This is a genomic window from Vibrio sp. H11 (genome assembly GCF_004804295.1).
In the GTDB taxonomy this organism is placed as follows: Bacteria; Pseudomonadota; Gammaproteobacteria; order Enterobacterales; family Vibrionaceae; genus Vibrio; species Vibrio ostreae.
The window spans coordinates 42,233-63,572 of the sequence record NZ_SSHN01000004.1 but is presented as its reverse complement, the minus strand read 5'-3'; the positions used below and the strand labels follow the sequence as shown (position 1 = coordinate 63,572).

Sequence of the window (21,340 nt, the reverse complement as noted above, 5' to 3'; positions counted from 1 at the left end):
GCTGGCGGATCCCCTCATAATTCACCTAAGCCACAAGTGTGTGTGAGACGTTGATATTCCATCATAGCCCAATGATATTGGGACCCTTTTATTTGGTATCTTCGATGACAACGTACCTCTTTACCCAATCTAGGGATGGATAGTACTCGGCGATGTTTGATAGTGTTGGCTTGGAAGTCATAATGCCATTGAGCTTGCATGGCGATTAAGCCATTCCACCACATGATGATTTCTGCCATTAGCGCCATGAGGAGTAGGATATCGATACGATTCGTACAGCGAGTTCGATTGTGGCGCAGTGCCAATCCGTAAGCGGGGCTTTTTAGATCTCGAAACGACTCTTCAATCTGCATTTTTTTGGCGTATAAGCGAGTGATTTTAACGCCATTCAATACCTGATTGGGGAGGTTTGTTACTAGAAGCCAGGGCTCTTTTGCACCTCTGTGGAATACTTTTCCTGCTGAATGCTTTTGGCAGGTTCGGCTGTGTCGATGGGGGTTTCTGCCTTTAGGTTGGCTCTTGTATAAATAGGCAAAGCATGTAAGCGGCGAACGCCGTGCTAATTGGCTTTCCCCTAAAAACTGCGGTTTGTCAGTTTCCTGAGGATAGAAGGTCTTGTTCCATAGCCAAAGGGCATCACCACATTTGATCGAGACTTCGCCACGTACGCGTCCCAACCAGAACCAACCTTTGTTGGCGACTTGCCGAAACCATGTATTTCTAAATCCAGCATCCGAGACAATGATGGGAGTGCAGCCTTCGGGCAGGAGCGTTTGAAGCTTATCGAGAAAGTATTGATGGATCTTTGGAGAGTTGTAGTTTTTGTATTCAAACGCCTGCTCATAAAGCGTGGCGGCTCGACCTTTAACGGCAACTGAAGCGCGCAATGTCATATAACGTAGCTGCTCGCGAACATCTGACCAATCAACGAGCACCACAGGAAAAGGGTTGGCACGGGTAATAAAGGACGCATGCCACTTATAAATGGTGTCTTTTTCACGGTGTAGGTTGCGATTACCGAGCAATCGGTCGATGCGTTTAATCGCATGATTACGGTGGTATCGGTGTCGAGTGCGCGCCCAATTTTGGTCAATGTGAGATCAGAGCCGTCGAGTACAGTTTTGGTTGCAAGCATCAGAGATCTCAGTCGTTTTTTGTGAATGTCAGGGCATTGATTCTCGAGAGTTTGCTGTAGAATTTGAATGTCGCGCATCGTTAGGGCTCCCTATTAAATCCATTTAATCAGGTGTGTTTTTGGCGAAATTCATTAGATCAGAATGAGCGATGTGCGTCTACTCATTGTTTTATATAGAAATTATGAGGGGATTCGTAAGAACAGGGCGTTAAGCGTCAGAGGGAAATATGGAAAAAGTAGTATTAGTTAAAAGTTATTTTGTACCTGTTGGTAAAGAAGTCATGGTCAAAGTGCCTACCGGTGAGAAAAAAGCCGGCTTCTTCGGTGGTGAAAAGGATATTTATCGTAAAGAAAAGAAATGGGAGCAGACTGGTTACTCGGATTGTATCGTTGACTCAGAGCGGTTAGCAGCAGATTTACAGAAAGCAATTGAAAGCCTAAATCATGACGGTTTTAGTGTAAAAATGATTACTCCAGTAATCTCTGGTGATTATGCGTACAAGTATCAGGCACAAGGTATATCGAGTTCAAAGCGTGTATTGAGTGAAACTGAAAGCGTGAAAGGTGGCGCTAGTTACGGGTATGGTTACGGCTATTCGTATACAGACAGTTTGTTGGTGATCGCTGAGAAAAACGCTTAACAAACGATCAAGGAATCAACGTACTTTTCTAATGTGACTGAAACGCTTTAGAGCATCTGGTCTAAAACACTTCTGTCCAAAAGTGCGCTAGAGCGCCAGTTTTGAACTCATACATAGGGCAAAAAACTAGGACGGAAATTAGGTTTGTGGTGCAGGTGGATTCACCTAAATCCAGTGAAAAAGCAGACTCCAAATCTAAGCGGGACATACGGCTGCCCGCTTCAAATTTGCTGTGTATTGCGCAAAATCACCGTGAGTACTCACATAAGAAGTTAATGAAAATGGTGCTGCGTACGGTGCAAGAAAAACACTTCACACTGGTGATCACGAGCCAGCTGTTGCAGCAGTTTTTGGTTGACGAAATCGATCGCGCCGGAGGCGACGATGGCGCTCGCATTGCCGGACTGAATCGCTTTCATCACGATCTCCAGCTCAGATTGGGATTGTGAGGGTTTCATATGAATGATTTTTCCGCACTGCACCTGATGGGCGGCGAGGGCATCGTATTGAGGGCGCGGGCATTGCGCGGTGTACAAAATCCATTGTTGCTGCTGTGAAAGCTGCGCCAGGCGGGACATCATGTCCTGATTAACGCTTACCGGGCGGTAGCTATCGGTCGTGTAAGTTTGGGTGCCAAAACGTGTGGTATCGAAATCTACATGAAGCATAACACTGTCCTTTCATACATGCTGTATGTCTATACAGTATCCCTAAATATCGTGCTGATCAAGTTTAGATTTGATGGAAAATTGACCTTATTTTGTCTTTTTCTTTAAATGATTAAATATAAATAACTGATTTTTAATCATAAATTAAATATTTGAATGCTGGGGTAAAGTCGCTGATTAGTGTGATTTTCTGTGATCTATCTAACTAACTTTTTAGCGCATGAACAGTGGGCTTATACAGTAGTTTCTATCCAGTACTGGCGGTTAGCTGTATATGAACAACGGCTGCGCCTAAGTGACGGGGCAGAGATGGATACGAGTTGTTATACAGTGGTTAGTATTGGCGTTGGTATAAGCGTGTGTACTGCAGGGGATGAATCGCGCGATCAAAAAAGCGCCGTCCTGGCGCTTTTATCGGGTTTATGGTCGGTTTGCGTTTTGGCTGGCCAGACGTTCACGCTGTGCTTGCTCGGCAATATTAAATTGTCTTACGTCCATGCGAGCAAAGTCATTACAGTTTTCACAAGCGTGATTGGTTTTGCCGTCGAGATACTCGAGTTTGGTCAACTGATTTGGTTTTTTACACCAATCGCAAATACCGTAGATAGTGAACATGTTGTCTCCTCACCTGAAGCAGGTGCCAAATTCGCGCAGAATTATCGCATATCACAGGCTTGCCTGTTAACCGTTTGTTGTAAATATTGAGAGAGTAATCGATTGCGTAGTCAAGCGTAATTGGGGCTTTGAGGGTTTTATATCAGTTGGATGAAACTTTATTTAACGATTTATTAACTTCATTGATGAGCACCTTCATCGCGCCGTTAAGACGCTTCATTTCCTCTTCACTGCCTTTCATATCCGGATGATAAATTTTCGACAATTGTTTGTAACGAATTTTGATTTGCCGCTCTTCTGGTAACTGTCCCGGTGCAAATCCAAACATCGCGCAGGCCAGGTGCAGCTTTTGATCCTGAGTCTGACGGAGCTGATGGTTTTGCATCTTCTTCAACTGATGATACAGCGTGTCCAACTGGCGCTTTTGCTGTTTAAGCAGGTTGTCTTTCTGGGATAGGCTTTCATTGAGTGAATTCTGGTGCTGGGTCTGCTGTTTGTTGGATTTTTTGACGTAGCGGTAGACGGATAGACCCGCGATCAAAACCACAATGCACAGTACGACAAACAGATAGTCGCTCATCAGGCTTGGCGTTTGTGGGGCGGACTGAGTGGAGTTTTGGTTCTGTGCGGCTGCAGTGGTTTGGTTGATGGCACTCTCGAGTTGCTCAATTGACGCGACCTGGCGGGCACGCTGCTGGTCAAACTGCTGTTGCAAAATGGCGCTGTAGCGCTGCTCTGCCTGTGGATTCTGGTCAGCCAGACTGTGATACCACAGCTCTGCCATCGCTGACGGGGCAGGGGAGCTGTCAAGGCTTTCATAAAGCTGTCCGATGGCCATGGCTGCGTTGCTGTCACCGCTGAGCAGTTGGCGCGTCAGCCAGTACAACGCCTGAGTCGTATCGGCTTCGGTGCCTAATCCGTGCTGGTAAGCGTTGGCGAGTTGCTGCATGGCTTGCGGATGACCTTGCTGCGCCGCTTGCTGAAACCAGTAAAATGCATCGTTCAGATTGATGGTTAAGTTGTGGCCGGTTTGATAATCGACCCCTAGTTGGTATTGTGCTGCGCGATCCCCTTGATTCGCCAGTTGGATCAGCTCGGAAGGATCAGCCACAGCCTGGCTTGAGAGCAGTAACCCCAATGTGATTATCCATGCCTGAAGCGCTTTCTTCATTGTGGTTGGTTTCCCTTTATCATGATGTGAATTGCGTGTGAGCGACGGTATGCAACTGGCCGGGATATCAGAAGTGGTCATGATACTCCGCCAATGTGTCAATACATTGCGGACGGCACACCACAAAACAAAAAAGCCCGGCACTGAGGCCGGGCTACATCCATACGGGTATCGACTAAACGATTCAGGCAGAATGGTGCAATTCGTTGCTCACCCGCCTATTAAATCATTTCAGCGGTAAGATTTGAATCTCTACACGGCGGTTACATGCACGGCCATCTGCTGTGCTGTTGCTGCATAACGGGTAGCGTTCACCATTACCACGCGCTACCGCACGACCTGCCGCTACGCCCTGAGACAACAGGAATGAACGTACGGACTCAGCACGACGCTCAGACAGAACCTGGTTGGTGGTGTCGCTGCCTGTGCTGTCGGTATGGCCATCAATCACCAGGCTGGTATCCGGGTATTCAACCAAAATGCGTGCCACGCCACGTAGTGTGTTGTGGATAGAAGAGTCAAGCTGGTAAGAGTTGGTCTGGAATCCGATGCCGTTTTCCATGCGCAGCAGTAGCTGGTTTTCGCCTACACGCTGTACCTGAACACCTGAGTTCAATAGTTCCTGGCGCAGCGCTTCTTCTTGCTGGTCAAAGTAGTAACCAACACCACCACCGACAGCAGCACCGCCTGCCGCGCCGATCAGCGCTCTCTGGCGTCGCTCTTTAGCGTCATCACCAGATGCTAAACCAACCGCAGCACCTGCCAGCGCACCTAACAGTGCCCCTTTGGTGGTTGAGTTAGTTTCGTTTTCACCCGTGGTCGCATTTTGGCGTTGTGTGGCGGCACAACCAGAAAGTGCAATTAACACTGCAAGAGCCAATGTAATTTTTTTCACAACTTCATCTCCGTGAGTTATTCAGTTTTCCGGATTGCAATAAACGAAAAAAGTGATCATACGTCAATGCAAGCATAGACGAATTTACTCACTCTTGACTTAGGATTTACTTAAATACCGTATTCAACTGAGTAACTTATCGATTAGCGGCTTAATCATATCGGCCGCCGGTCGATTCAAATTCGTTTACTTAAGGAGTTTCGGCGCCTGGCCACCATCAATCGGACGGCTTACAGATACCCGGCGTCCTTTTTTAAGTCCGACTTCGTAATCTTCAGTCAGATTCTTCATGGCTTCCCGCAGCTGTTGCTTGAAGGTTTCCCGGTCGATGTTTTGAAACTCTTTATCAATATAGTTATTGATTTTGTTGGCTGATTCATCGTCTGGCGCTATCTCTGGCAGCTTCTCTAGCGCACCTTCTACCCAGCCGGACAAAAAGGAGTTTACCCGGCGCTGGACTTCGGTATTTGGTGTGCCGCTACCGGCAAAACTGTTACGAAATTGCCCGGTTTGCTCGTTCATTTCCCGATAGATGATATCAAAGGCGAAAGCGGCAAAAATCGCCCGGTCTGCTTCGCCGATAAATTCAACTCGTTTCAAGCCTTTATGGTTAAGCAGCACGGCTTCTACGCCAAATTTGGTATTGATGCCGCGGATCACGCGCAAGATGGCGGATGAGATGGAGGCTGGCAGCAGGTGGGTGGACTGGGTTTTGCCCATTTTGATGAACTCGATGTCATCTTTATCCAGACCATACTTGAGCATCAGCCGGTGCGCCATTTTTATGGCGTTAGCGGCTTCGTTCACATTGGCGGAGTTACCCAGTTCAAGGCACTTTGCGATTTTTTTGAGGGCTTTTTGCTTATCCATCGACATGAAAAAAACGTTACTACGGCATTGAGAAAAGTCCGCTATTTTACCGTTTTTATGCCGTAATTTAAAGCCGGGCAGCCAATAGGAATGTGAATCAGTGCCCGTCTTGTACCTGCGGTTCGGTGATTGGGGGCGTTTTACCGGCAGCAGGGGCGCTGCCGGGCTAACTTGTGATCAGAGGCCGAGTTCATCCAGCAGGTCGGAAGTGGCATCGTCTGCCGTTGCACTGCCTGGTTGTTTCTTACTTTCCATCTTCTGTTGCGCAGCCGCTAAAATGGAATCCGGGCTTTCATCTTCCTGAATTTCAAATTCTTCCAACTGGATAAATTCGGTTTTATCCATCGCCAGCTCAAGATAGAAAATATTGTTGTTTTCGGTCGAGAAGGTGACACGGCGTGCTTGCGGGCGATCCAGGTTGGTGTCCACCGACAAATTGACCTGCTTATTCAGCGACAACATTTTAGGCTGGTTCTGGGTAATGTTAGTTTGCAGCTCTTTGCGTATTTTTTTGGTGAAGTCACCCACTAACTGGTTCATCAGTTCACCCAGTACATCACCCACTTCGTCTGAAGTGTGCAGCACGGCCAGTTCTTCTTCCGGCATACCCATGTTGCGCATGTAGTTGGCGTAGACTTCCAGCGCCGCTTTGGCGGTGAAGTTGATGACCACCAGGCCGCTGAATCCGCCATCAAACAGGACAAAACAACCGAAGTCCGGTTTCAGTGACGTTTTATTGATCTTCTGCACCATCGCCGAGTAAGAGATGTTAGATGCGGTGGCGGAAGTCAGGACGCTGGACACTGATTGGCATAGTTTCAGCAAAATATCTTCGGTGGTGACGATCTTACTTTTTTTCATGTATTTGTCCGTAAAAGCTGATTAGACGCAAAGCGTAATGGAAGAAACTGGGTCACATTAAGCCGATGTGCCATTAAATGCACCATTCGCAGTATAACGTCATGTTAGGGGCGAAATAATCCACACCGCATCATAGCAGGCTTGGTGATAAATCATAAGTCGGTATCACTAGTGAAAAATTCCGTTTCATTTCATTCTGGCATTGAGATTCTGATTTGATCACCTTTTTAAATGTTGTAAAGTGACATGACTCAAATATTAATACCAAAAATAACTTATAACCCAGAGCTGATAGGATCAGCGCAGTACGGGCAGGAAGCAAATGTTACCAAGACTTCACCTCCAATCCGATGTTGACCCTGTTGTTTTAACGTTTTTACATGAACTTGAAGCAGCGGGATTTAGCGGCGATATTGAAACTCAGTATTCAAGTCGTCTTGCTGTTTCCACTGATAACAGTGTGTATCAACAACTGCCACAAGCCGTTGTCCATCCGAAATCGACTCAGGATGTGTCGATCATCGGTAGAATAAGCACTAAACCTGAATTTGAACGCGTCACGTTTTCTGCCCGTGGCGGCGGCACTGGCACCAACGGTCAGTCTCTGACGAAAGGGGTGGTGGTAGATCTTTCCCGTCATATGAACCACATCCTGGAAGTCAATGCCGAAGAAGGCTGGGTGCGGGTTCAGGCTGGTGTCGTTAAAGACCAGCTTAACGATGCGGTACGCCCTTATGGCTTCTTCTTCTCGCCAGATTTGTCGACCAGTAACCGTGCTACTCTGGGAGGTATGGTCAATACCGATGCGTCCGGTCAGGGTTCGCTTAAATACGGCAAAACCTCGGATCATGTGCTTTCCCTGCAGGCGGTGTTCGCTGATGGCTCGGTACTGGAAACCGATTTATCGCAAGGTTTGCCGCAGGCTGGCAGTTATGCTGCTGAGGCCATGCGGGTGACCGAAGCGGTATGCCGTGATAAGCGTGAGCAGATTGTTGCTAAATTCCCGCCGTTGAACCGTTTTTTGACCGGCTATGATCTGAAAAACGCCCTTGATACCGACAATGATAGATTTGATATCACCCGCGTACTGTGTGGTGCGGAAGGTTCACTGGCGTTTATCACCGAAGCCAAGCTGAATCTGACTCCGATTCCGAAAGCGCGTACGCTGGTGAACATCAAGTACGACAGCTTTGATTCGGCGCTGCGTAACGCACCGGTGATGGTGGAAGCGAATGCCCTGTCGGTGGAAACCGTTGACTCGAAAGTACTTAATCTGGCGCGTGAAGACATTGTCTGGCACAGCGTCAGTGACCTGATCACCAGCGTTCCGGGTAAAGAGATGCTCGGCCTCAATATTGTTGAATTCGCTGATCAGGATGAAGCCTTAGTGCGTTCTCTGGTGGAGCAGCTGACCGCCCGTCTGGAAGTGATGGTCGAGAATCAGGAAGCGGGGATTATCGGCTTCCAGGTGTGTGATGATTTGGCGAGCATCAACCGTATTTACAACATGCGTAAGAAAGCGGTTGGTCTGCTGGGGGCGGCGAAAGGCCGCGCCAAGCCGGTTCCATTTACTGAAGATACTTGTGTGCCGCCGGAGAACCTGGCTGACTTTATCGCCGAGTTCCGGGACCTGCTGGATTCAAAAGGGCTGGCTTACGGCATGTTCGGCCACGTTGATGCTGGTGTTCTGCACGTGCGTCCCGCGCTGGATATGTGCGATCCGAAGCAAGAGCTGATGATGCACGAAGTGTCGGATGAAGTGGTTAAGCTGGTAGCGAAATACGGCGGCCTGATGTGGGGTGAACACGGCAAAGGCTATCGCTCAGAATACGGTCCGGAATTCTTCGGTGACGAGCTGTTTACTGAACTGCGCCGCGTTAAGGCCGCGTTTGACCCGCATAACAAGATGAACCCGGGTAAGATTTGTACGCCGCTCGATACTAACTTTGAACTGGTTAAAGTCTCTGACACTAAGCGCGGCTATTTTGACCGCCAGATTGATGTCGAGGTACGCGACAGCTTTAAACGTGCGATGGAGTGTAACGGTAACGGCCTGTGCTTTAACTATGACACCAGCTCGCCGATGTGTCCTTCGATGAAGGTCACCGCCGATCGCCGTCACTCGCCAAAAGGCCGTGCCGGTCTGGTGCGTGAATGGCTGCGCCAACTGACCGAGCAGGGCATTGATATCCTGGATCTGGAGAAAAAGGCGCTGGAAACCACGCCAACCATCAAGACCATGATTGACCGGGTGCGTAACCGTATCAACCAGCGTCATGAGTATGACTTTTCCCATGAAGTGTACGAAGCGATGAATGGCTGTCTGGCGTGTAAAGCGTGTGCCAGCCAGTGTCCGATTAAGGTTGATGTACCCGGATTCCGTTCCCGTTTCCTCAATATCTACCATTCGCGTTATCAGCGTCCGGCCAAAGATTACCTGGTGGCCAATATTGAAACCATGCTGCCGGTGATGGCTAAAGCGCCAAAACTGGTCAACGGTGTGATGGCTCAGAAATGGGTACAGAAGGTCACGGCGTCTACGGTGGGTTATGTTGATGCCCCTATGCTGTCTGTGCCGACGCTGGCACAACGCACCCGTCGCCATCCGCTGACTCCGTTTGATATGCAGCGCCTGGCGTCGTTGTCGCAGGATGAGCGCAACCAGCACGTGATTATCGTGCAGGATCCGTTTACCAGCTATTACGATGCGGATGTGGTGGAAGATTTTGTCGCTCTGGCGGTAAAACTGGGCAAAAAACCGATTCTGCTGCCGTTCAAACCCAACGGTAAGGCGCAGCATATTAAAGGCTTCCTCAAGCAGTTTAAGTCAACAGCAACCAATACCGCAGGATTCCTGTCCCAGGTGGCGGATCTGAACATTCCCATGGTGGGCGTCGATCCGGCGCTGGTGCTGTGTTACCGCGATGAATACGCTGAGGTGCTGGGTAGTGAACGGGGAGATTTTAGCGTTATTACCGTGCACGAGTGGCTGCAGCCGCGCCTGACTGAATTCCACGCTAAGGAGTCTGCTCAGGCTGAACCTTGGTATCTGCTGGCGCACTGTACTGAGAAAACGCGGATGCCAAACGCGGAGAAGGAGTGGGGGGCAATCTTCGCCCACTTTGGTGCAACACTGAAAACAGTGCCGGTCGGCTGTTGTGGTATGGCAGGTACGTTTGGTCACGAAGTGGATAAATTCCAGATGTCGAAAGACATTTACGGCCTGAGCTGGAAACCAAGTATTGAGAAGCTGCCGGTAGAGCGTTGTCTTATCACCGGTTATTCCTGCCGCAGCCAGGTAAAACGCTTTGAAGAGGCCAAACCGAAACATCCTCTGCAGGCGTTGCTGTCGTTGATGTAATCGGGCGGAACAAGCAGATTAGCACTGATTTAATTGATAAAGCCCGGTTTTACCGGGCTTTGTTTTTATATCGTCACAGAAAAAGGCTTATAATGAAGCAATACCTGTCTGGGAGCTATTATGCGTTTTTTGGAATTGAAAATACCGCCTGTGGCGTTGTTTCTGGTTGCTCTGGTTCTGGTCAACCGCTTAGCTGTTCTGATTCCGTTTACTGACGTCAGTCTGCCGTACAAATATGCGGTGTTTGCGGTGTGTTTTGTCGCGGCTGCTGTGATCGGCATTGCCGGTGTGGTGCAGTTCCGGCGTGCGAAAACCACAGTCAATCCAATTCAGCCTTATAAAGCAACCACTGTGGTTGATTCCGGGGTGTTCCACTACAGCCGCAATCCAATGTATCTTGGTTTGTTACTGCTGCTGTTTGGTTTTGCCTACTGGCACCAGAACCTGATAAGTTTTGCTGTGGTGGCGGGATTTGTGATGTACATGAACCGCTTCCAGATTATTCCGGAAGAGAAGGCGCTGGAGCACCTGTTCGGGGAAGATTATGTTGATTATAAAACCCGGGTACGGCGCTGGCTGTGAGCCTGAAATCAGTGTTTTTAGGCCAGGTAATGGCGCAATAAAAAAGCTTCACCGTGGTGAAGCTTTTTTATTTGTGGTTTTTGCACGCGACTGCTGTTAGGCCGCTTTAGCGAACTTTGCCAGGAAGGCGTCCTTACGCTCGTTGAAACGGCTGACCAGATCATCAATATCTGCCTGGTTGTACGGTTTCAGTCCGCTGGCTACCATGCGTTTTACACCGCTGCCGACCTGTTCGCCTTCTTCTTTAAACGCGAAGTTCAGCGTCACGATCCCGCGTTTGCCCTCGACATCGAAAGTCGCACCCGTAAATTCTACTTCAGGGTGCGTCAGGTCAAGGCGTGAGAATTCAACTTCCATGCTCTCGTAGATCACTAACGGACGCTGGCAGTTGATCATCATCTGCTGCTCTTCCATCAGCGGCACCATGATGTGCGGAAAGTTCATGCCGGAAAACTGAACGTAGTTTGTAACCACGTGTTCGATGAAAGCTGCGTCATGGCTTACTTCGCCTTCACGGTTCATGTGCAGATATTCTTTACCTGACTCGTCGACGACAGCGCTTTCTTTGCTGCACTTGTTCTCAATATGCAGAGCCGTTCCGTCACCCACCATACCTGAGAAATCAAAACGCATTTTCTGGCTGATGCCTTCACGTTTCAGTAGTACTGCAAACAGAAGATCGCCAGGTACACAGAAGCGCTTGCTGTCTTCATCGTGGATCGGGTTGAAGTCGCCCGCTACACGTTTGGCGAAGTGACTGGCCTGTTCGCGAGTGAACTGGAATTGATGGTCTTGATTTGAGAAGTAAGGAGCTAGAAACATAATTTACGCTATTCCGACAAAACTGTGACGGATTATAGCTCTCAACCCGGAGTCTAATGGTCCAATCAGTTGGAAGTGAACAAACAATATTCATAATAACAACACAATAAGGGCTCAAAAGCGTGATCTTTTGGCAGCGGAAGTCGTAATGAATCCCGTCACAGTATAGGAAAACACAGCATGACTCATAAAAAACTGCATTTGCCGCAAAAACAGTGTGTGGTATGCGCTCGGCCATTCACCTGGCGTAAAAAATGGGCCGATTGCTGGGAAGAAGTGAAGTATTGCTCGCAAAGATGTCGGACAGTGAAGTTCCCGGTTTCTAGAACCTAGAACCTAGGTCTCAGAGGCGCTTATCGAAAAAAGCAGCCAGTGTGTTGGCTGCTTTATTCAATCTTAATGTCGGATTCGGGTTCTAAGGTTCCAGAACCCTAGGGCCTAAAACCTAAAACCTTTACCCCACACTCGGTAGCAATTGCTCCGGCATCAGGTGATTGTGTACCGCCTGCAGCAGCAGTTCATTCGCCGCGGCGATATCAGGCGCAAAGTAACGGTCCTTATCATAGAACGAGACTTCACGGCGCAGGATCTGCCTGGCTTCTTCCACTCGGGCAGAAGAGAGGTTCGGCGCGCGGAAATCCAGACCTTGCGCGGCGGCGAGATATTCCACCGCGAGAATACCGCGGGTGTTCTCGCTCATGTCTTTCAGGCGGCGACCGGCAAAGGTTGCCATCGACACGTGGTCTTCCTGATTGGCTGAGGTCGGCAGGCTGTCAACTGAAGCCGGATGAGCCAGAGTTTTGTTCTCACTTGCCAACGCCGCTGATGTGACCTGAGCAATCATAAAGCCGGAGTTGACTCCGCCATTATCGACCAGGAACGGAGGCAGTTTACTCAGTGCGCTGTCGATCAGCAGTGCCATGCGGCGTTCTGACAAGCTGCCGATTTCGGCAATCGCCAGGGCCAGACCATCGGCGGCCATTGCCACCGGCTCAGCGTGGAAGTTACCGCCGGAGATGATGTCGCCATCGTCGGCAAACACCAGCGGGTTATCAGAGACGGAGTTGGCTTCCACCTGCAGGATTTCCGCAGCATTACGGATTTGCTGCAGACAGGCCCCCATCACCTGAGGCTGGCAGCGCAGTGAGTAAGGATCTTGTACTTTTTCGCAGCCCTGATGGGAGTCACCAATGGTGCTGCGTTCATCCAGTACATGACGGTATGCGGCGGCAGCATCCATCTGACTTTGATGACCGCGTACCTGATGAATGCGCGCATCGAACGGACGCCGGCTGCCCAGCGCCGCATCAACCGACATCGCGCCACATACCGTGGCTGAGGCGAACAAGTCTTCGGCCATAAACAGGCCTTCGAGTGCGAATGCGGTTGAGGCTTGTGTTCCGTTGAGCAGAGCCAGGCCTTCTTTCGGCGCCAGAGTAATCGGTTCCAGACCGGCAATTTTAAGTGCCTGCAGGCCGGAAATCACTTCGCCCTGATAACGTGCCTGACCTTCGCCAAGCAGAATGGTGCTCATATGGGCCAGCGGCGCTAAGTCACCGGAGGCGCCGACCGAGCCTTTTTGCGGTACGCACGGGTAAACCTCATGGTTCACCAGCGTCATCAGTGCTTCGAGTACCTGCAGACGGATCCCGGAAAAACCGCGTGCCAGGCTGTTGATTTTTAGCACCATCATCAGGCGCACAGTTTCATCGGCCATAAATTTGCCGATACCGGCGGCATGGGAAAGTACAATACTGCGCTGCAGAGTTTCTAAGTCCTGCGGAGCAATCTTGGTATTGGCCAGCAGACCAAAGCCGGTATTGATGCCATACACGGTACGATTCTCAGCGATCACCTGCTCAACGACACGAGTGCTCTGTTCAATGGCAGGAATGGCTTCTGGATCGAGTGACAGTGTCACGGGTTGGCGGCTCACGGCGCGCAGTTGGCTCAGGGTCAAAGCGCCGGGTTTAATCACAAGATTCAACATGGTTACAGTCCTTACTTCAGTTGAGCGAGTTCGTCGTTCAGCATAGGGAGATCGAGGTTTTGTTGTTTCGCACAGCGTTTGGCTATCTCGTAGCCTGCATCTGCATGGCGCATCACGCCGGTCGCCGGGTCATTGTGCAAGACACGTCCGATGCGCTGGGCTGCATCGTCACTGCCGTCACAGCAGATCACCATTCCCGAGTGCTGGGAGAAGCCCATGCCGACACCACCGCCGTGGTGCAGCGATACCCAGGTCGCACCGCCGGCGGTGTTGAGCAGGGCATTCAGCAGTGGCCAGTCTGACACGGCATCTGAGCCGTCCAGCATGCCTTCGGTTTCACGGTTCGGGCTGGCAACTGAGCCGGAGTCGAGGTGATCGCGGCCAATCACGACCGGCGCTTTTAGCTCACCGTTTTTGACCATTTCGTTAAAGGCCTGGCCGAGACGTTCACGGTCTTTCAGGCCAACCCAGCAGATTCGGGCCGGTAAGCCCTGGAACTGAATGCGCTCGCGCGCCATATCCAGCCAGTTGTGCAGGTGCGGATCATCCGGGATCAGCTCTTTGACTTTCTGATCGGTTTTGTAGATATCTTCCGGATCGCCGGACAGGGCTGCCCAGCGGAATGGCCCGATCCCCTCACAAAACAGCGGGCGGATATAAGCCGGAACAAAGCCGGGAAAGTCAAAAGCGTTTTCTACGCCTTCTTCCAGCGCCATCTGGCGGATGTTGTTGCCGTAATCCAGCGTGGCCGCGCCGCGCTGTTGCAGTTCCAGCATCGCTTTAACCTGAATGGCCATCGACTGTTTAGCCGCTTTGACCACTTTGGCTTCATCGGTTTTGCGCATGTCGGCGGCGTGCTGCATGCTCCAGCCAAGTGGCAGGTAGCCATTAAGCGGGTCATGGGCTGACGTCTGGTCGGTCACGACATCCGGAGTGATATTACGTTCCAGCAGTTGCGGGAAGATGTCGGCCGCGTTCCCCAGCAGGCCGACGGAGACCGGTTCGTCTGATTCATAAATAATGGCCAGTGCTTCATCGAGGCTGGTGGCTTTTTTATCAACATAACCGGTACGCAGGCGGTAATCGATACGCGATTCGTCACACTCGACCGCGATCATTGAGAAACCAGCCATGGTGGCTGCCAGTGGCTGCGCGCCGCCCATGCCGCCCAAGCCGCCAGTCAGTACCCAGCGTCCTTTGGCGTTGCCGTCAAAGTGCTTTTTCGCCACGGCAACGAAGGTTTCGTAAGTGCCCTGAACAATGCCCTGTGAGCCAATGTAAATCCAAGATCCGGCAGTCATCTGGCCGTACATCATCAGGCCTTGTTTATCGAGCTCATTGAAGTGTTCCCAATTGGCCCAGTGTGGCACCAGGTTCGAGTTGGCAATCAGCACGCGCGGTGCATTTTTGTGGGTCGGGAATACACCGACAGGCTTGCCAGATTGCACCACCAGCGTCTGATCGTCTTCCAGGCGTTCCAGAACTTCAACGATCTTGTCATAACATTCCCAGTTACGCGCTGCGCGACCGATACCGCCGTAGACCACCAGTGATTGCGGGTGTTCTGCGACATCCGGGTCCAGGTTGTTCATCAGCATACGCAGCGGGGCTTCCGTCAGCCAGGATTTGGCCCGCAGGGTCGTGCCGTGCGGGGCGCGGATAATACGACTGGTGTCCAGACGGGTGCCTTGTTCGGCTTGCTTGGTCATGTTACAGCTCCTTCATGGTTAAGCTTGGCGCAGCCTGAGTTTGTAGGGTATGGGGCAGCGCCGTAGTGTTAGATCGCTCGGTGTCCGTGAGCGTATTTCTGTTTTATCCGGCCTTGCTCGTACGCAGGCTGGTGTGGGTTAGTTTGATTCAGTCACACTGTGAAGCAGGCGGTTTGTCCGCCATGGTGTTGGCAATATCCCAGCACAGGCGGGCTGCCAGCCGGGCGGTTTGATTATCGATGTCATAGCTTGGGTTGTACTCAGCAATATCGGCAATCATCAGTTTGTTTTTGTAATGCAGGATACGATCGAGAAACGGACTCAGCGCTTCGATACTGACACCACGGGCGGCCGGCGCGCTAACGCCGGGTGCCGTGGCCGCCGGGAAGACATCCAGATCGATAGTCAGATACAGGTAGTCACAGTCATCGATAAAATGCTGTAACTGAGTCATGTGATAGATGTGGTTGAGTGAAGAGAGTGCTTTGTCCTCCACATACCACACGCCCAGCTCATCGGCGCGCTGAAACAGGGCAGCCGTGTTGCTGGCCCGGCTCACACCCAGGCAGGCATAGTGAAAACACCAGTTATGTTCGGCGCAAAAGTGCTGAATCTGATAAAACGGGGTACCTGAGCTGGGTTTTACCTCAGCCTGCTCTGATTTAAACGCACGCAGATCAAAATGAGCATCAAAATTGATGATTCCGATGCGCGGCGCCCGCGCGCCCGTCTGCTGCAGGTGCCCGGCCAGGCCCTGAAATGTGGCCCAGGCCACTTCATGTCCGCCCCCCAGTACGATGACCGGGGTGTGTTGCAAGGCTTGAGTAATCACGCTGGCTGCGTCAGTTTGCGTTTGTTCAAGCGCGTCACCGTGGCAGTGAATGTTGCCCAGATCATACAGTGGCGAAGCGCGATGCCAGGCCATATTTGCCAGTGCCTGCCGGATCCGATCCGGTGCCTGCTGCGCTCCGGTACGGCCCTTATTGCGCGCTACGCCGGCATCACAGGCAAAGCCGAGTATGGATACGGCCTGTTGGTTGGGCTCAAGACCGCTCGCAGACAGGCATTGCATCACATGATGCACGCGAGTCCCCAATGTTCCGTCTTCGGCATCGTGACGACCTTGCCAGGTAAAGTTGTGTGAGGTTTGAATTGCATCAGTCATTGCACAGCACTCCATCGACGATTCGTGCATGTAATCTCGGAACGCCCACCTGGTAGCTGAGATCAGCCGGATGATCGATATTCCAGATCGCCAGATCTGCATCAAAGCCGGTGGCAATTTGACCGCGGGTTTTGGCAAAGCCAAGCGCTCGCGCGGCATGCTGCGTCACACCGCGCAGAGTTTCTTCCGGGGTCAGGCCGAACAGAGTGCAGCCCATATTCATCATTAAGGTTAGGTCGGCAAAAGGTGATGTGCCCGGATTGATGTCACTGGCCAGCGCCATCGGCACGCCATATTTACGCAACAGTTCGACCGGTGGTTTTTGCGTTTCCCGTAAAAAATAGAACGCGCCGGGCAACAGAGTCGCCACTGTGCCTGATTGTGCCAGCGCCGCCACACCGGCCTGATCGAGATACTCGATATGATCGGCAGACAACCCCTGATAGTGTGCGGTCAGCGCACTGCCGCCAAGGTTCGACAGTTGTTCGGTATGACCTTTGACCTGCAGGCCGTATTCACGGGCGCAGGCAAAGACGCGCTCGGTCTGCTGCAGGTTAAAACCGACCGACTCGCAGAATACGTCGACGCTGCTGGCCAACTGCTGCTCAGCCACTGTCGGGATGATGGTCTGACAAATGTGTTCGATGTAGGCGTCAGCGCGTCCGGCAAATTCCGGCGGCAGGGCGTGCGCGGCCAGTAATGTTGTGGTGACTTTAATCCGGCGGTGTTGCTGCAGGGCTTGCGCCGCACGCAACATCTTCAGTTCATCGTGCAGAGTGAGGCCATAACCGGATTTAATCTCAATCGAAGTCACACCGCTGCGCAGCAGCCCGTCTAAGCGAGGCAGTGCCAGCTCAATCAGCTGTTCTTCACTGGCCTGGCGGGTGGCTTTCACCGTGGCAAGAATACCGCCGCCCTGTGCCGCGATGGTTTGATAAGGCACACCGTTAAGGCGCATTTCGAATTCATTCGCGCGGTTACCGGCATAAATCAGGTGGGTATGGCAGTCAATCAAGCCCGGAGTGACCAGTTTACCGCTACAGTCGATGTATCGACTGTCACTGCTGACGGTTTCGTTACTGGCAGCTGCACTGCTGATTGCAACAATTTTGCCGTCACGAATCACGATGTTGACCGGGTCAGTAGGTTGGTAGCCACTATTTTTTGGCTGCATGCTGACAAGCCGGGCATTGGTCAGAATCAGGTCCATAATTCCCTCTTGGTGTCACAAGTCATTTAGCCTGTACTTTGATCTTATGACATTTCTTGTTTGACACCGGCCTTTCGTTGCTTAACGTCGTTGTTTTGAACGTCAGTGGTTTGGCTGTGTCGTGACAAGACAATTTAATTGTCTGCTTAAATGTATATACAAATAATGATGCAATTAAACGCAACCGACAAGGTGAATGTTGCAAAACTGTGATCAACTTTCCGTCTTACGATGGAGGGCGGTTTTACGGTAAAGCGAGGTTTGATCTTTCACGAGGTGAATAATCCTGAAAGATCAAAGGGAACAGGAGATGCCGGCAATCAGGATAAAACGATCTTTGACGTCAGTTTGTATTTGGAACCCGGGTGATAGAGCAGAGCGGAACTGACCAGGCGATCGCCGCTCCAGGTGCGCCGGTTTAACAGCAGACAGGGCTCGCTGGCGCTGAGGGCGAGAGTGGTTTTGATGTGATTATCCGGCACGATCGCTTCGACCGTATGCTCAATTGCGCTTAACGGGCAATTCTCAGACAGGTATTGATTGGGTGTGATGCGGGTAAAATCTTGTTCGAGGTAGTGCGGCGCGTAGCGGGCATTCACCCAGCGTACCTCCAGTTGCAGCGGGGTCTCATTGGCAAAATGGAGGATCTCGCTGTAAAACACCGCTGTGCCGACCATGACGCCCAGTTTTATCGCAACAAAGTCATCGGCAATAAGCTCGTGTTGGCTGATGACTTTGTTGTGGTAACGCTGGCCGCGGCTGACCACTTCCTCGGCAATATTACGAATATCCAGCAACGGGGATTCAGCTTTCTCTTCCGGTGCGCAGACAAATGTCCCCAGACGCGGGCGGCGCTGCAGAATACCATCGGCAACCAGATCACGGATCGCCTTGTTGACGGTCATCCGGCTGACACTGAACTGCTCGGTCAGCTCCAGCTCGGTAGTGATACGATGACCGACCGGCCAACGGCCGGACTCAATGTTGTCCAGAATAAACTGTTTAATCTGCAGATAGAGGGGCGAAGAGGACATACACACTAACCTTAATTTGAATATACAAATAATCTATAACTGAGCATAAAAATGCAATTCATCGTTTGTCTTTTCATCTTAAGGTGTTAGCTGGATCCGGTTTTAGCCGGGGTTAAACTGGTGACGGTAGGCCAGGCTAAACGCGATATCGGTACTATTGTCCATATTGAATACATTTTCGATCATAGAGAATTCAATCGCGCTGTTTGGCAGCAGGTAACGATAACCAAGCACAAATTCGGTTGACGGTTTGGACATCTCACTAAAGCCATCTGACACGCCTTCATAAACATGAGCCTCGCCAATCAGATGATGGCGGGCGGCGAGCTCATACTGGTAACTCAGGCCAAATGTGGCGGTATTGTCACGGTATTCAAGATGGCGGAACACAGATTCACTGTGATGAAAAGAAACACCGAGCAGAACGTTGAGCAGATGGCGTTGGTATTGGTAGGCGTAATTGAGCTGCAGTGCCTGTTCGAAGCGACTGTTACTGAGTAAGCCGTGGTCGAGGTCGTTGTAATAGAGTGAGCCTCCCAATGACAAGCCCTGGTACTGATCCTGATACAGCTGATATTGCAGGTACGCCGTCAGGGCACTGCTTAATGTTTCGCCCTCGAAGTTATCGTAATGGACATCATGATCCGGTACGTCGAGATAAAATCGATCCCGATCGACGTCCTCTCGCCCTGCCTGATCGAGGCCAAAGATGCGATGGAATTCCATCGTGACTTCATCAAGATGGTTGTTGAATGCTACGTTCCAGCGATAATTCATGCCCAGTTGCCAGCGTGGTGACATCTGCCATTTCATACCAAGAAACAGTTGATTCTGATAGTAGTCGGCTTCGTAATCATTGGTCACAGCCCAGACACTGGCCATGGTGCCGCTGGTGGCAAATTCCATCGAGCCTTGCGGGAGGGAGAAACCGGAACGTATCTGCGGGGTCAGAGAGTTGGTCTGCAGCGGCGATTGAGCGTAGAGTTGTAACGGGCCATATTGGCTATTGGCATACGACAGACAAGGGCAGAGCAGCAAAGCGATTAAGCCGTTTCGGGTCTTGTTTATCATGATGTATCCTAGAGTAACCTAATCAACGCAAATGAGGTTGATATTTAACCAATCTAAATTGGTGTCGTCCAATGGACATTTTGTATGGCTTGACCAGCAGATACCTTGATTGGATATAGTAAAATATCAGCCAGTTAATTGTATTAAATAAGGAATATGCAGTATGGCAGCGCCAACAACGATGACATTTTTTGCCCGTTTTGAAGCCGATATTCTGGCGGGCAAGAAAGTGATCACCATTCGTGATGAAAGCGAGAGCGACTATCAGCCGGGTACAGTGGTTGAAGTGTCAACGCTGGAAGAGGGGCGCTATTTTTGCCATTTACGGATTGAAAAAGTAGAACCGGTACAATTTTCGCAACTGACCGAATTTCATGCCGAGCAGGAGAATATGACGTTAGATCAGCTTAAGCAGGTGATAGGCGATATCTATCCCGGTATCGAAGAGCTGTATGTGATTCACTATCAGCTGGTGTAGCAGAGCGCTGTCAGCCCTGAATACAAGAACGCCAACCCTGAGGTTGGCGTTCGACTTATCACTGCGTATTTACTTTTTGTGATGAGTTTATTCAGTTCAGAATGAACTCAAAAACCGCATCAACGCAAAAAACGAAAATTAATCACGTTTCCACAGCATGTGACAAGATTTCTGATCCGGGTCGCGGCTGATCAGCATTCGGGCGAATACGTCATCCAGTACGTCATTTTCTTCGTCTACCAGACCAATGCGTACTTCTGCGAACACTTCCTTATCGACTTCGAAACCGACTTCTGCGTCCCAGTCATCACCCACTTCGACGATTTCTGCTGCACCGCGGTCTTCAAATTGCGCGGTAAACAGAATGACATCGGCAGGTTCGAGGTTATCAGGTGCCATTTCGAGGAAAATGTCGTAAGCGGCGTCGATAGCATCGTCGTAAGAAATTAAATCAGACATAATTAAGCTCGGCTCATAAATTTGCGTTCTGTGGTGTTCACAATAACACGTTCGCCAGTCGCAATATACTCCGGAACCTGAACAACCAGGCCAGTTGCAAAACGCGCTGGTTTAGTACGTGCAGAAGCAGAGGCGCCTTTGATTGACGGATCGGTTTCTTCGATGACCATCTCAACAGAAGAAGGCATTTCGATGGCGACAGCAGTACCGTCTACCAGTACCACTTGCATGCCCTGAATGTCTTCAGTGATGAACAGCAGTTCATCTTCGATATCGGCTTGTTTGAACACGAACTGTGAGTAGTCTTCGTTATCCATGAAGATGTACTCGTCACCGTCTACGTAAGAGAACGAAATATTGCGTTTGTTCATCTCAACGGTATCCAGGAAATCGTCTGACTTGTAGCGCTCGTCAACACGTGCACCGGTTGTCAGATCAGTACAACGCAGTTTGTAGATTTTAGAGCCGCCGCGACCGCCAGGAGTGGTCACTTCGATGTCTTTGATCAGTAGCGTTTTGCCGTTAGAAACAATCGCAAAACCTTTTTTCAGTTCACTTGCCTTTGGCATGGATTTTTATCCTTCGTTCTAAAGTTGGCGGCAT

General features: G+C 50.6%; 20 protein-coding genes and 1 pseudogene. 5 read left to right on the top strand and 16 right to left on the bottom strand.

Annotated elements, in window-relative coordinates:
- Positions 1 to 14 precede the first annotated feature (14 nt).
- A pseudogene (locus tag E6C74_RS07405) lies at positions 15 to 1,213 on the bottom strand (IS4 family transposase).
- Between the two features lie 149 nt (positions 1,214 to 1,362).
- Between E6C74_RS07405 and E6C74_RS07400 the strand changes: the two are divergent.
- The gene (locus E6C74_RS07400) at positions 1,363 to 1,776 is read left to right on the top strand and encodes a hypothetical protein (protein WP_031817702.1); all 414 of its coding nucleotides are present in this window, start codon (positions 1,363 to 1,365) and stop codon (positions 1,774 to 1,776) included.
- A 272-nt stretch (positions 1,777 to 2,048) separates the two neighbouring features.
- Here E6C74_RS07400 and E6C74_RS07395 read toward each other — a convergent pair whose 3' ends face one another.
- From E6C74_RS07395 to E6C74_RS07370, 6 genes are all read right to left on the bottom strand, one after another.
- Positions 2,049 to 2,444, bottom strand: a complete 396-nt coding sequence (locus E6C74_RS07395; RefSeq protein WP_136484071.1) for a SulA-like leucine-rich domain-containing protein — start codon at positions 2,442 to 2,444, stop codon at positions 2,049 to 2,051.
- 420 nt (positions 2,445 to 2,864) lie between these two features.
- Complete coding sequence (locus E6C74_RS07390) at positions 2,865 to 3,059, bottom strand: hypothetical protein (RefSeq protein WP_136484070.1); 195 nt, start codon at positions 3,057 to 3,059, stop codon at positions 2,865 to 2,867.
- Between the two features lie 142 nt (positions 3,060 to 3,201).
- Positions 3,202 to 4,230 carry an SEL1-like repeat protein gene (locus tag E6C74_RS07385; protein ID WP_136484069.1) on the bottom strand — a complete coding sequence of 343 codons (1,029 nt, stop codon included), beginning with the start codon at positions 4,228 to 4,230 and terminating at the stop codon, positions 3,202 to 3,204.
- Positions 4,231 to 4,456: 226 nt separating this feature from the next.
- Positions 4,457 to 5,125, bottom strand: a complete 669-nt coding sequence (locus E6C74_RS07380) for an OmpA family protein (protein ID WP_136484068.1) — start codon at positions 5,123 to 5,125, stop codon at positions 4,457 to 4,459.
- Positions 5,126 to 5,311: 186 nt separating this feature from the next.
- A complete protein-coding gene (locus E6C74_RS07375; protein WP_168796994.1) occupies positions 5,312 to 5,995 on the bottom strand; it encodes a DUF2786 domain-containing protein in 684 nt (227 codons plus the stop codon).
- Between the two features lie 177 nt (positions 5,996 to 6,172).
- Positions 6,173 to 6,856, bottom strand: coding sequence for a DUF3334 family protein (locus E6C74_RS07370; protein WP_136484066.1), 684 nt, complete (start codon positions 6,854 to 6,856; stop codon positions 6,173 to 6,175).
- Positions 6,857 to 7,178: 322 nt separating this feature from the next.
- Here E6C74_RS07370 and E6C74_RS07365 point away from each other — a divergent pair, with 322 nt between their 5' ends.
- Both E6C74_RS07365 and E6C74_RS07360 read left to right on the top strand, forming a co-directional pair.
- Complete coding sequence (locus E6C74_RS07365; protein ID WP_136484065.1) at positions 7,179 to 10,217, top strand: FAD-binding and (Fe-S)-binding domain-containing protein; 3,039 nt, start codon at positions 7,179 to 7,181, stop codon at positions 10,215 to 10,217.
- 120 nt (positions 10,218 to 10,337) lie between these two features.
- Complete coding sequence (locus tag E6C74_RS07360; RefSeq protein WP_136484064.1) at positions 10,338 to 10,799, top strand: isoprenylcysteine carboxylmethyltransferase family protein; 462 nt, start codon at positions 10,338 to 10,340, stop codon at positions 10,797 to 10,799.
- A gap of 96 nt (positions 10,800 to 10,895) precedes the next feature.
- Here the strand turns inward: E6C74_RS07360 and E6C74_RS07355 are convergent, their stop codons facing one another.
- Positions 10,896 to 11,621, bottom strand: a complete 726-nt coding sequence (locus E6C74_RS07355; protein ID WP_136484063.1) for a DUF3581 domain-containing protein — start codon at positions 11,619 to 11,621, stop codon at positions 10,896 to 10,898.
- 180 nt (positions 11,622 to 11,801) lie between these two features.
- On the opposite strand from E6C74_RS07355, the gene E6C74_RS07350 reads away from it, so the two are divergent.
- Entirely contained in the window at positions 11,802 to 11,954 is a 153-nt protein-coding gene (locus tag E6C74_RS07350) for a DUF2256 domain-containing protein (RefSeq protein ID WP_136484062.1), read from the top strand.
- A gap of 121 nt (positions 11,955 to 12,075) precedes the next feature.
- Here E6C74_RS07350 and hutH read toward each other — a convergent pair whose 3' ends face one another.
- The 6 genes from hutH to E6C74_RS07320 all read right to left on the bottom strand — a co-directional run bounded on the left by hutH (position 12,076) and on the right by E6C74_RS07320 (position 19,800).
- Positions 12,076 to 13,611 (bottom strand): histidine ammonia-lyase, encoded by a 1,536-nt coding sequence (gene hutH / locus E6C74_RS07345; RefSeq protein ID WP_136484061.1) that lies wholly within the window; start codon positions 13,609 to 13,611, stop codon positions 12,076 to 12,078.
- An 11-nt stretch (positions 13,612 to 13,622) separates the two neighbouring features.
- Positions 13,623 to 15,320, bottom strand: coding sequence for a urocanate hydratase (hutU, locus tag E6C74_RS07340; RefSeq protein WP_136484060.1), 1,698 nt, complete (start codon positions 15,318 to 15,320; stop codon positions 13,623 to 13,625).
- Positions 15,321 to 15,468: 148 nt separating this feature from the next.
- The gene (gene hutG / locus E6C74_RS07335) at positions 15,469 to 16,485 is read right to left on the bottom strand and encodes a formimidoylglutamase (RefSeq protein ID WP_136484059.1); all 1,017 of its coding nucleotides are present in this window, start codon (positions 16,483 to 16,485) and stop codon (positions 15,469 to 15,471) included.
- Positions 16,478 to 17,695: an imidazolonepropionase gene (gene hutI / locus E6C74_RS07330; protein ID WP_136484058.1), complete on the bottom strand. Its 1,218-nt coding sequence runs from the start codon at positions 17,693 to 17,695 to the stop codon at positions 16,478 to 16,480. Before hutI ends, hutG begins: the two co-directional genes overlap by 8 nt.
- Positions 17,696 to 18,015: 320 nt before the next feature.
- Positions 18,016 to 18,729, bottom strand: coding sequence for a histidine utilization repressor (gene hutC / locus E6C74_RS07325; RefSeq protein ID WP_136484057.1), 714 nt, complete (start codon positions 18,727 to 18,729; stop codon positions 18,016 to 18,018).
- Positions 18,730 to 18,831: 102 nt separating this feature from the next.
- Positions 18,832 to 19,800: a DUF3187 family protein gene (locus tag E6C74_RS07320; RefSeq protein ID WP_136484056.1), complete on the bottom strand. Its 969-nt coding sequence runs from the start codon at positions 19,798 to 19,800 to the stop codon at positions 18,832 to 18,834.
- A 163-nt stretch (positions 19,801 to 19,963) separates the two neighbouring features.
- On the opposite strand from E6C74_RS07320, the gene yqfB reads away from it, so the two are divergent.
- Positions 19,964 to 20,278, top strand: coding sequence for a N(4)-acetylcytidine aminohydrolase (yqfB, locus tag E6C74_RS07315; protein ID WP_136484055.1), 315 nt, complete (start codon positions 19,964 to 19,966; stop codon positions 20,276 to 20,278).
- A gap of 138 nt (positions 20,279 to 20,416) precedes the next feature.
- Here the strand turns inward: yqfB and E6C74_RS07310 are convergent, their stop codons facing one another.
- Positions 20,417 to 20,737 (bottom strand): HI1450 family dsDNA-mimic protein, encoded by a 321-nt coding sequence (locus E6C74_RS07310; protein WP_136484054.1) that lies wholly within the window; start codon positions 20,735 to 20,737, stop codon positions 20,417 to 20,419.
- A gap of 2 nt (positions 20,738 to 20,739) precedes the next feature.
- The gene (yeiP, locus tag E6C74_RS07305) at positions 20,740 to 21,306 is read right to left on the bottom strand and encodes an elongation factor P-like protein YeiP (protein WP_136484053.1); all 567 of its coding nucleotides are present in this window, start codon (positions 21,304 to 21,306) and stop codon (positions 20,740 to 20,742) included.
- Between the last annotated feature and the right edge of the window lie 34 nt (positions 21,307 to 21,340).

What these genes read in the sequence shown, in the direction of transcription:
- E6C74_RS07400 (WP_031817702.1), top strand. Translation starts at nt 1,363, where the DNA reads ATGGAAAAAGTAGTATTAGTTAAAAGTTATTTTGTACCTGTTGGTAAA.
- E6C74_RS07395 (WP_136484071.1), bottom strand. Translation starts at nt 2,444, where the DNA reads ATGCTTCATGTAGATTTCGATACCACACGTTTTGGCACCCAAACTTAC.
- E6C74_RS07390 (WP_136484070.1), bottom strand. Translation starts at nt 3,059, where the DNA reads ATGTTCACTATCTACGGTATTTGCGATTGGTGTAAAAAACCAAATCAG.
- E6C74_RS07385 (WP_136484069.1), bottom strand. Translation starts at nt 4,230, where the DNA reads ATGAAGAAAGCGCTTCAGGCATGGATAATCACATTGGGGTTACTGCTC.
- E6C74_RS07375 (WP_168796994.1), bottom strand. Translation starts at nt 5,995, where the DNA reads ATGGATAAGCAAAAAGCCCTCAAAAAAATCGCAAAGTGCCTTGAACTG.
- E6C74_RS07370 (WP_136484066.1), bottom strand. Translation starts at nt 6,856, where the DNA reads ATGAAAAAAAGTAAGATCGTCACCACCGAAGATATTTTGCTGAAACTA.
- E6C74_RS07365 (WP_136484065.1), top strand. Translation starts at nt 7,179, where the DNA reads ATGTTACCAAGACTTCACCTCCAATCCGATGTTGACCCTGTTGTTTTA.
- E6C74_RS07360 (WP_136484064.1), top strand. Translation starts at nt 10,338, where the DNA reads ATGCGTTTTTTGGAATTGAAAATACCGCCTGTGGCGTTGTTTCTGGTT.
- E6C74_RS07355 (WP_136484063.1), bottom strand. Translation starts at nt 11,621, where the DNA reads ATGTTTCTAGCTCCTTACTTCTCAAATCAAGACCATCAATTCCAGTTC.
- E6C74_RS07350 (WP_136484062.1), top strand. Translation starts at nt 11,802, where the DNA reads ATGACTCATAAAAAACTGCATTTGCCGCAAAAACAGTGTGTGGTATGC.
- hutH (WP_136484061.1), bottom strand. Translation starts at nt 13,611, where the DNA reads ATGTTGAATCTTGTGATTAAACCCGGCGCTTTGACCCTGAGCCAACTG.
- hutU (WP_136484060.1), bottom strand. Translation starts at nt 15,320, where the DNA reads ATGACCAAGCAAGCCGAACAAGGCACCCGTCTGGACACCAGTCGTATT.
- hutG (WP_136484059.1), bottom strand. Translation starts at nt 16,485, where the DNA reads ATGACTGATGCAATTCAAACCTCACACAACTTTACCTGGCAAGGTCGT.
- hutI (WP_136484058.1), bottom strand. Translation starts at nt 17,695, where the DNA reads ATGGACCTGATTCTGACCAATGCCCGGCTTGTCAGCATGCAGCCAAAA.
- hutC (WP_136484057.1), bottom strand. Translation starts at nt 18,729, where the DNA reads ATGTCCTCTTCGCCCCTCTATCTGCAGATTAAACAGTTTATTCTGGAC.
- E6C74_RS07320 (WP_136484056.1), bottom strand. Translation starts at nt 19,800, where the DNA reads ATGATAAACAAGACCCGAAACGGCTTAATCGCTTTGCTGCTCTGCCCT.
- yqfB (WP_136484055.1), top strand. Translation starts at nt 19,964, where the DNA reads ATGGCAGCGCCAACAACGATGACATTTTTTGCCCGTTTTGAAGCCGAT.
- E6C74_RS07310 (WP_136484054.1), bottom strand. Translation starts at nt 20,737, where the DNA reads ATGTCTGATTTAATTTCTTACGACGATGCTATCGACGCCGCTTACGAC.
- yeiP (WP_136484053.1), bottom strand. Translation starts at nt 21,306, where the DNA reads ATGCCAAAGGCAAGTGAACTGAAAAAAGGTTTTGCGATTGTTTCTAAC.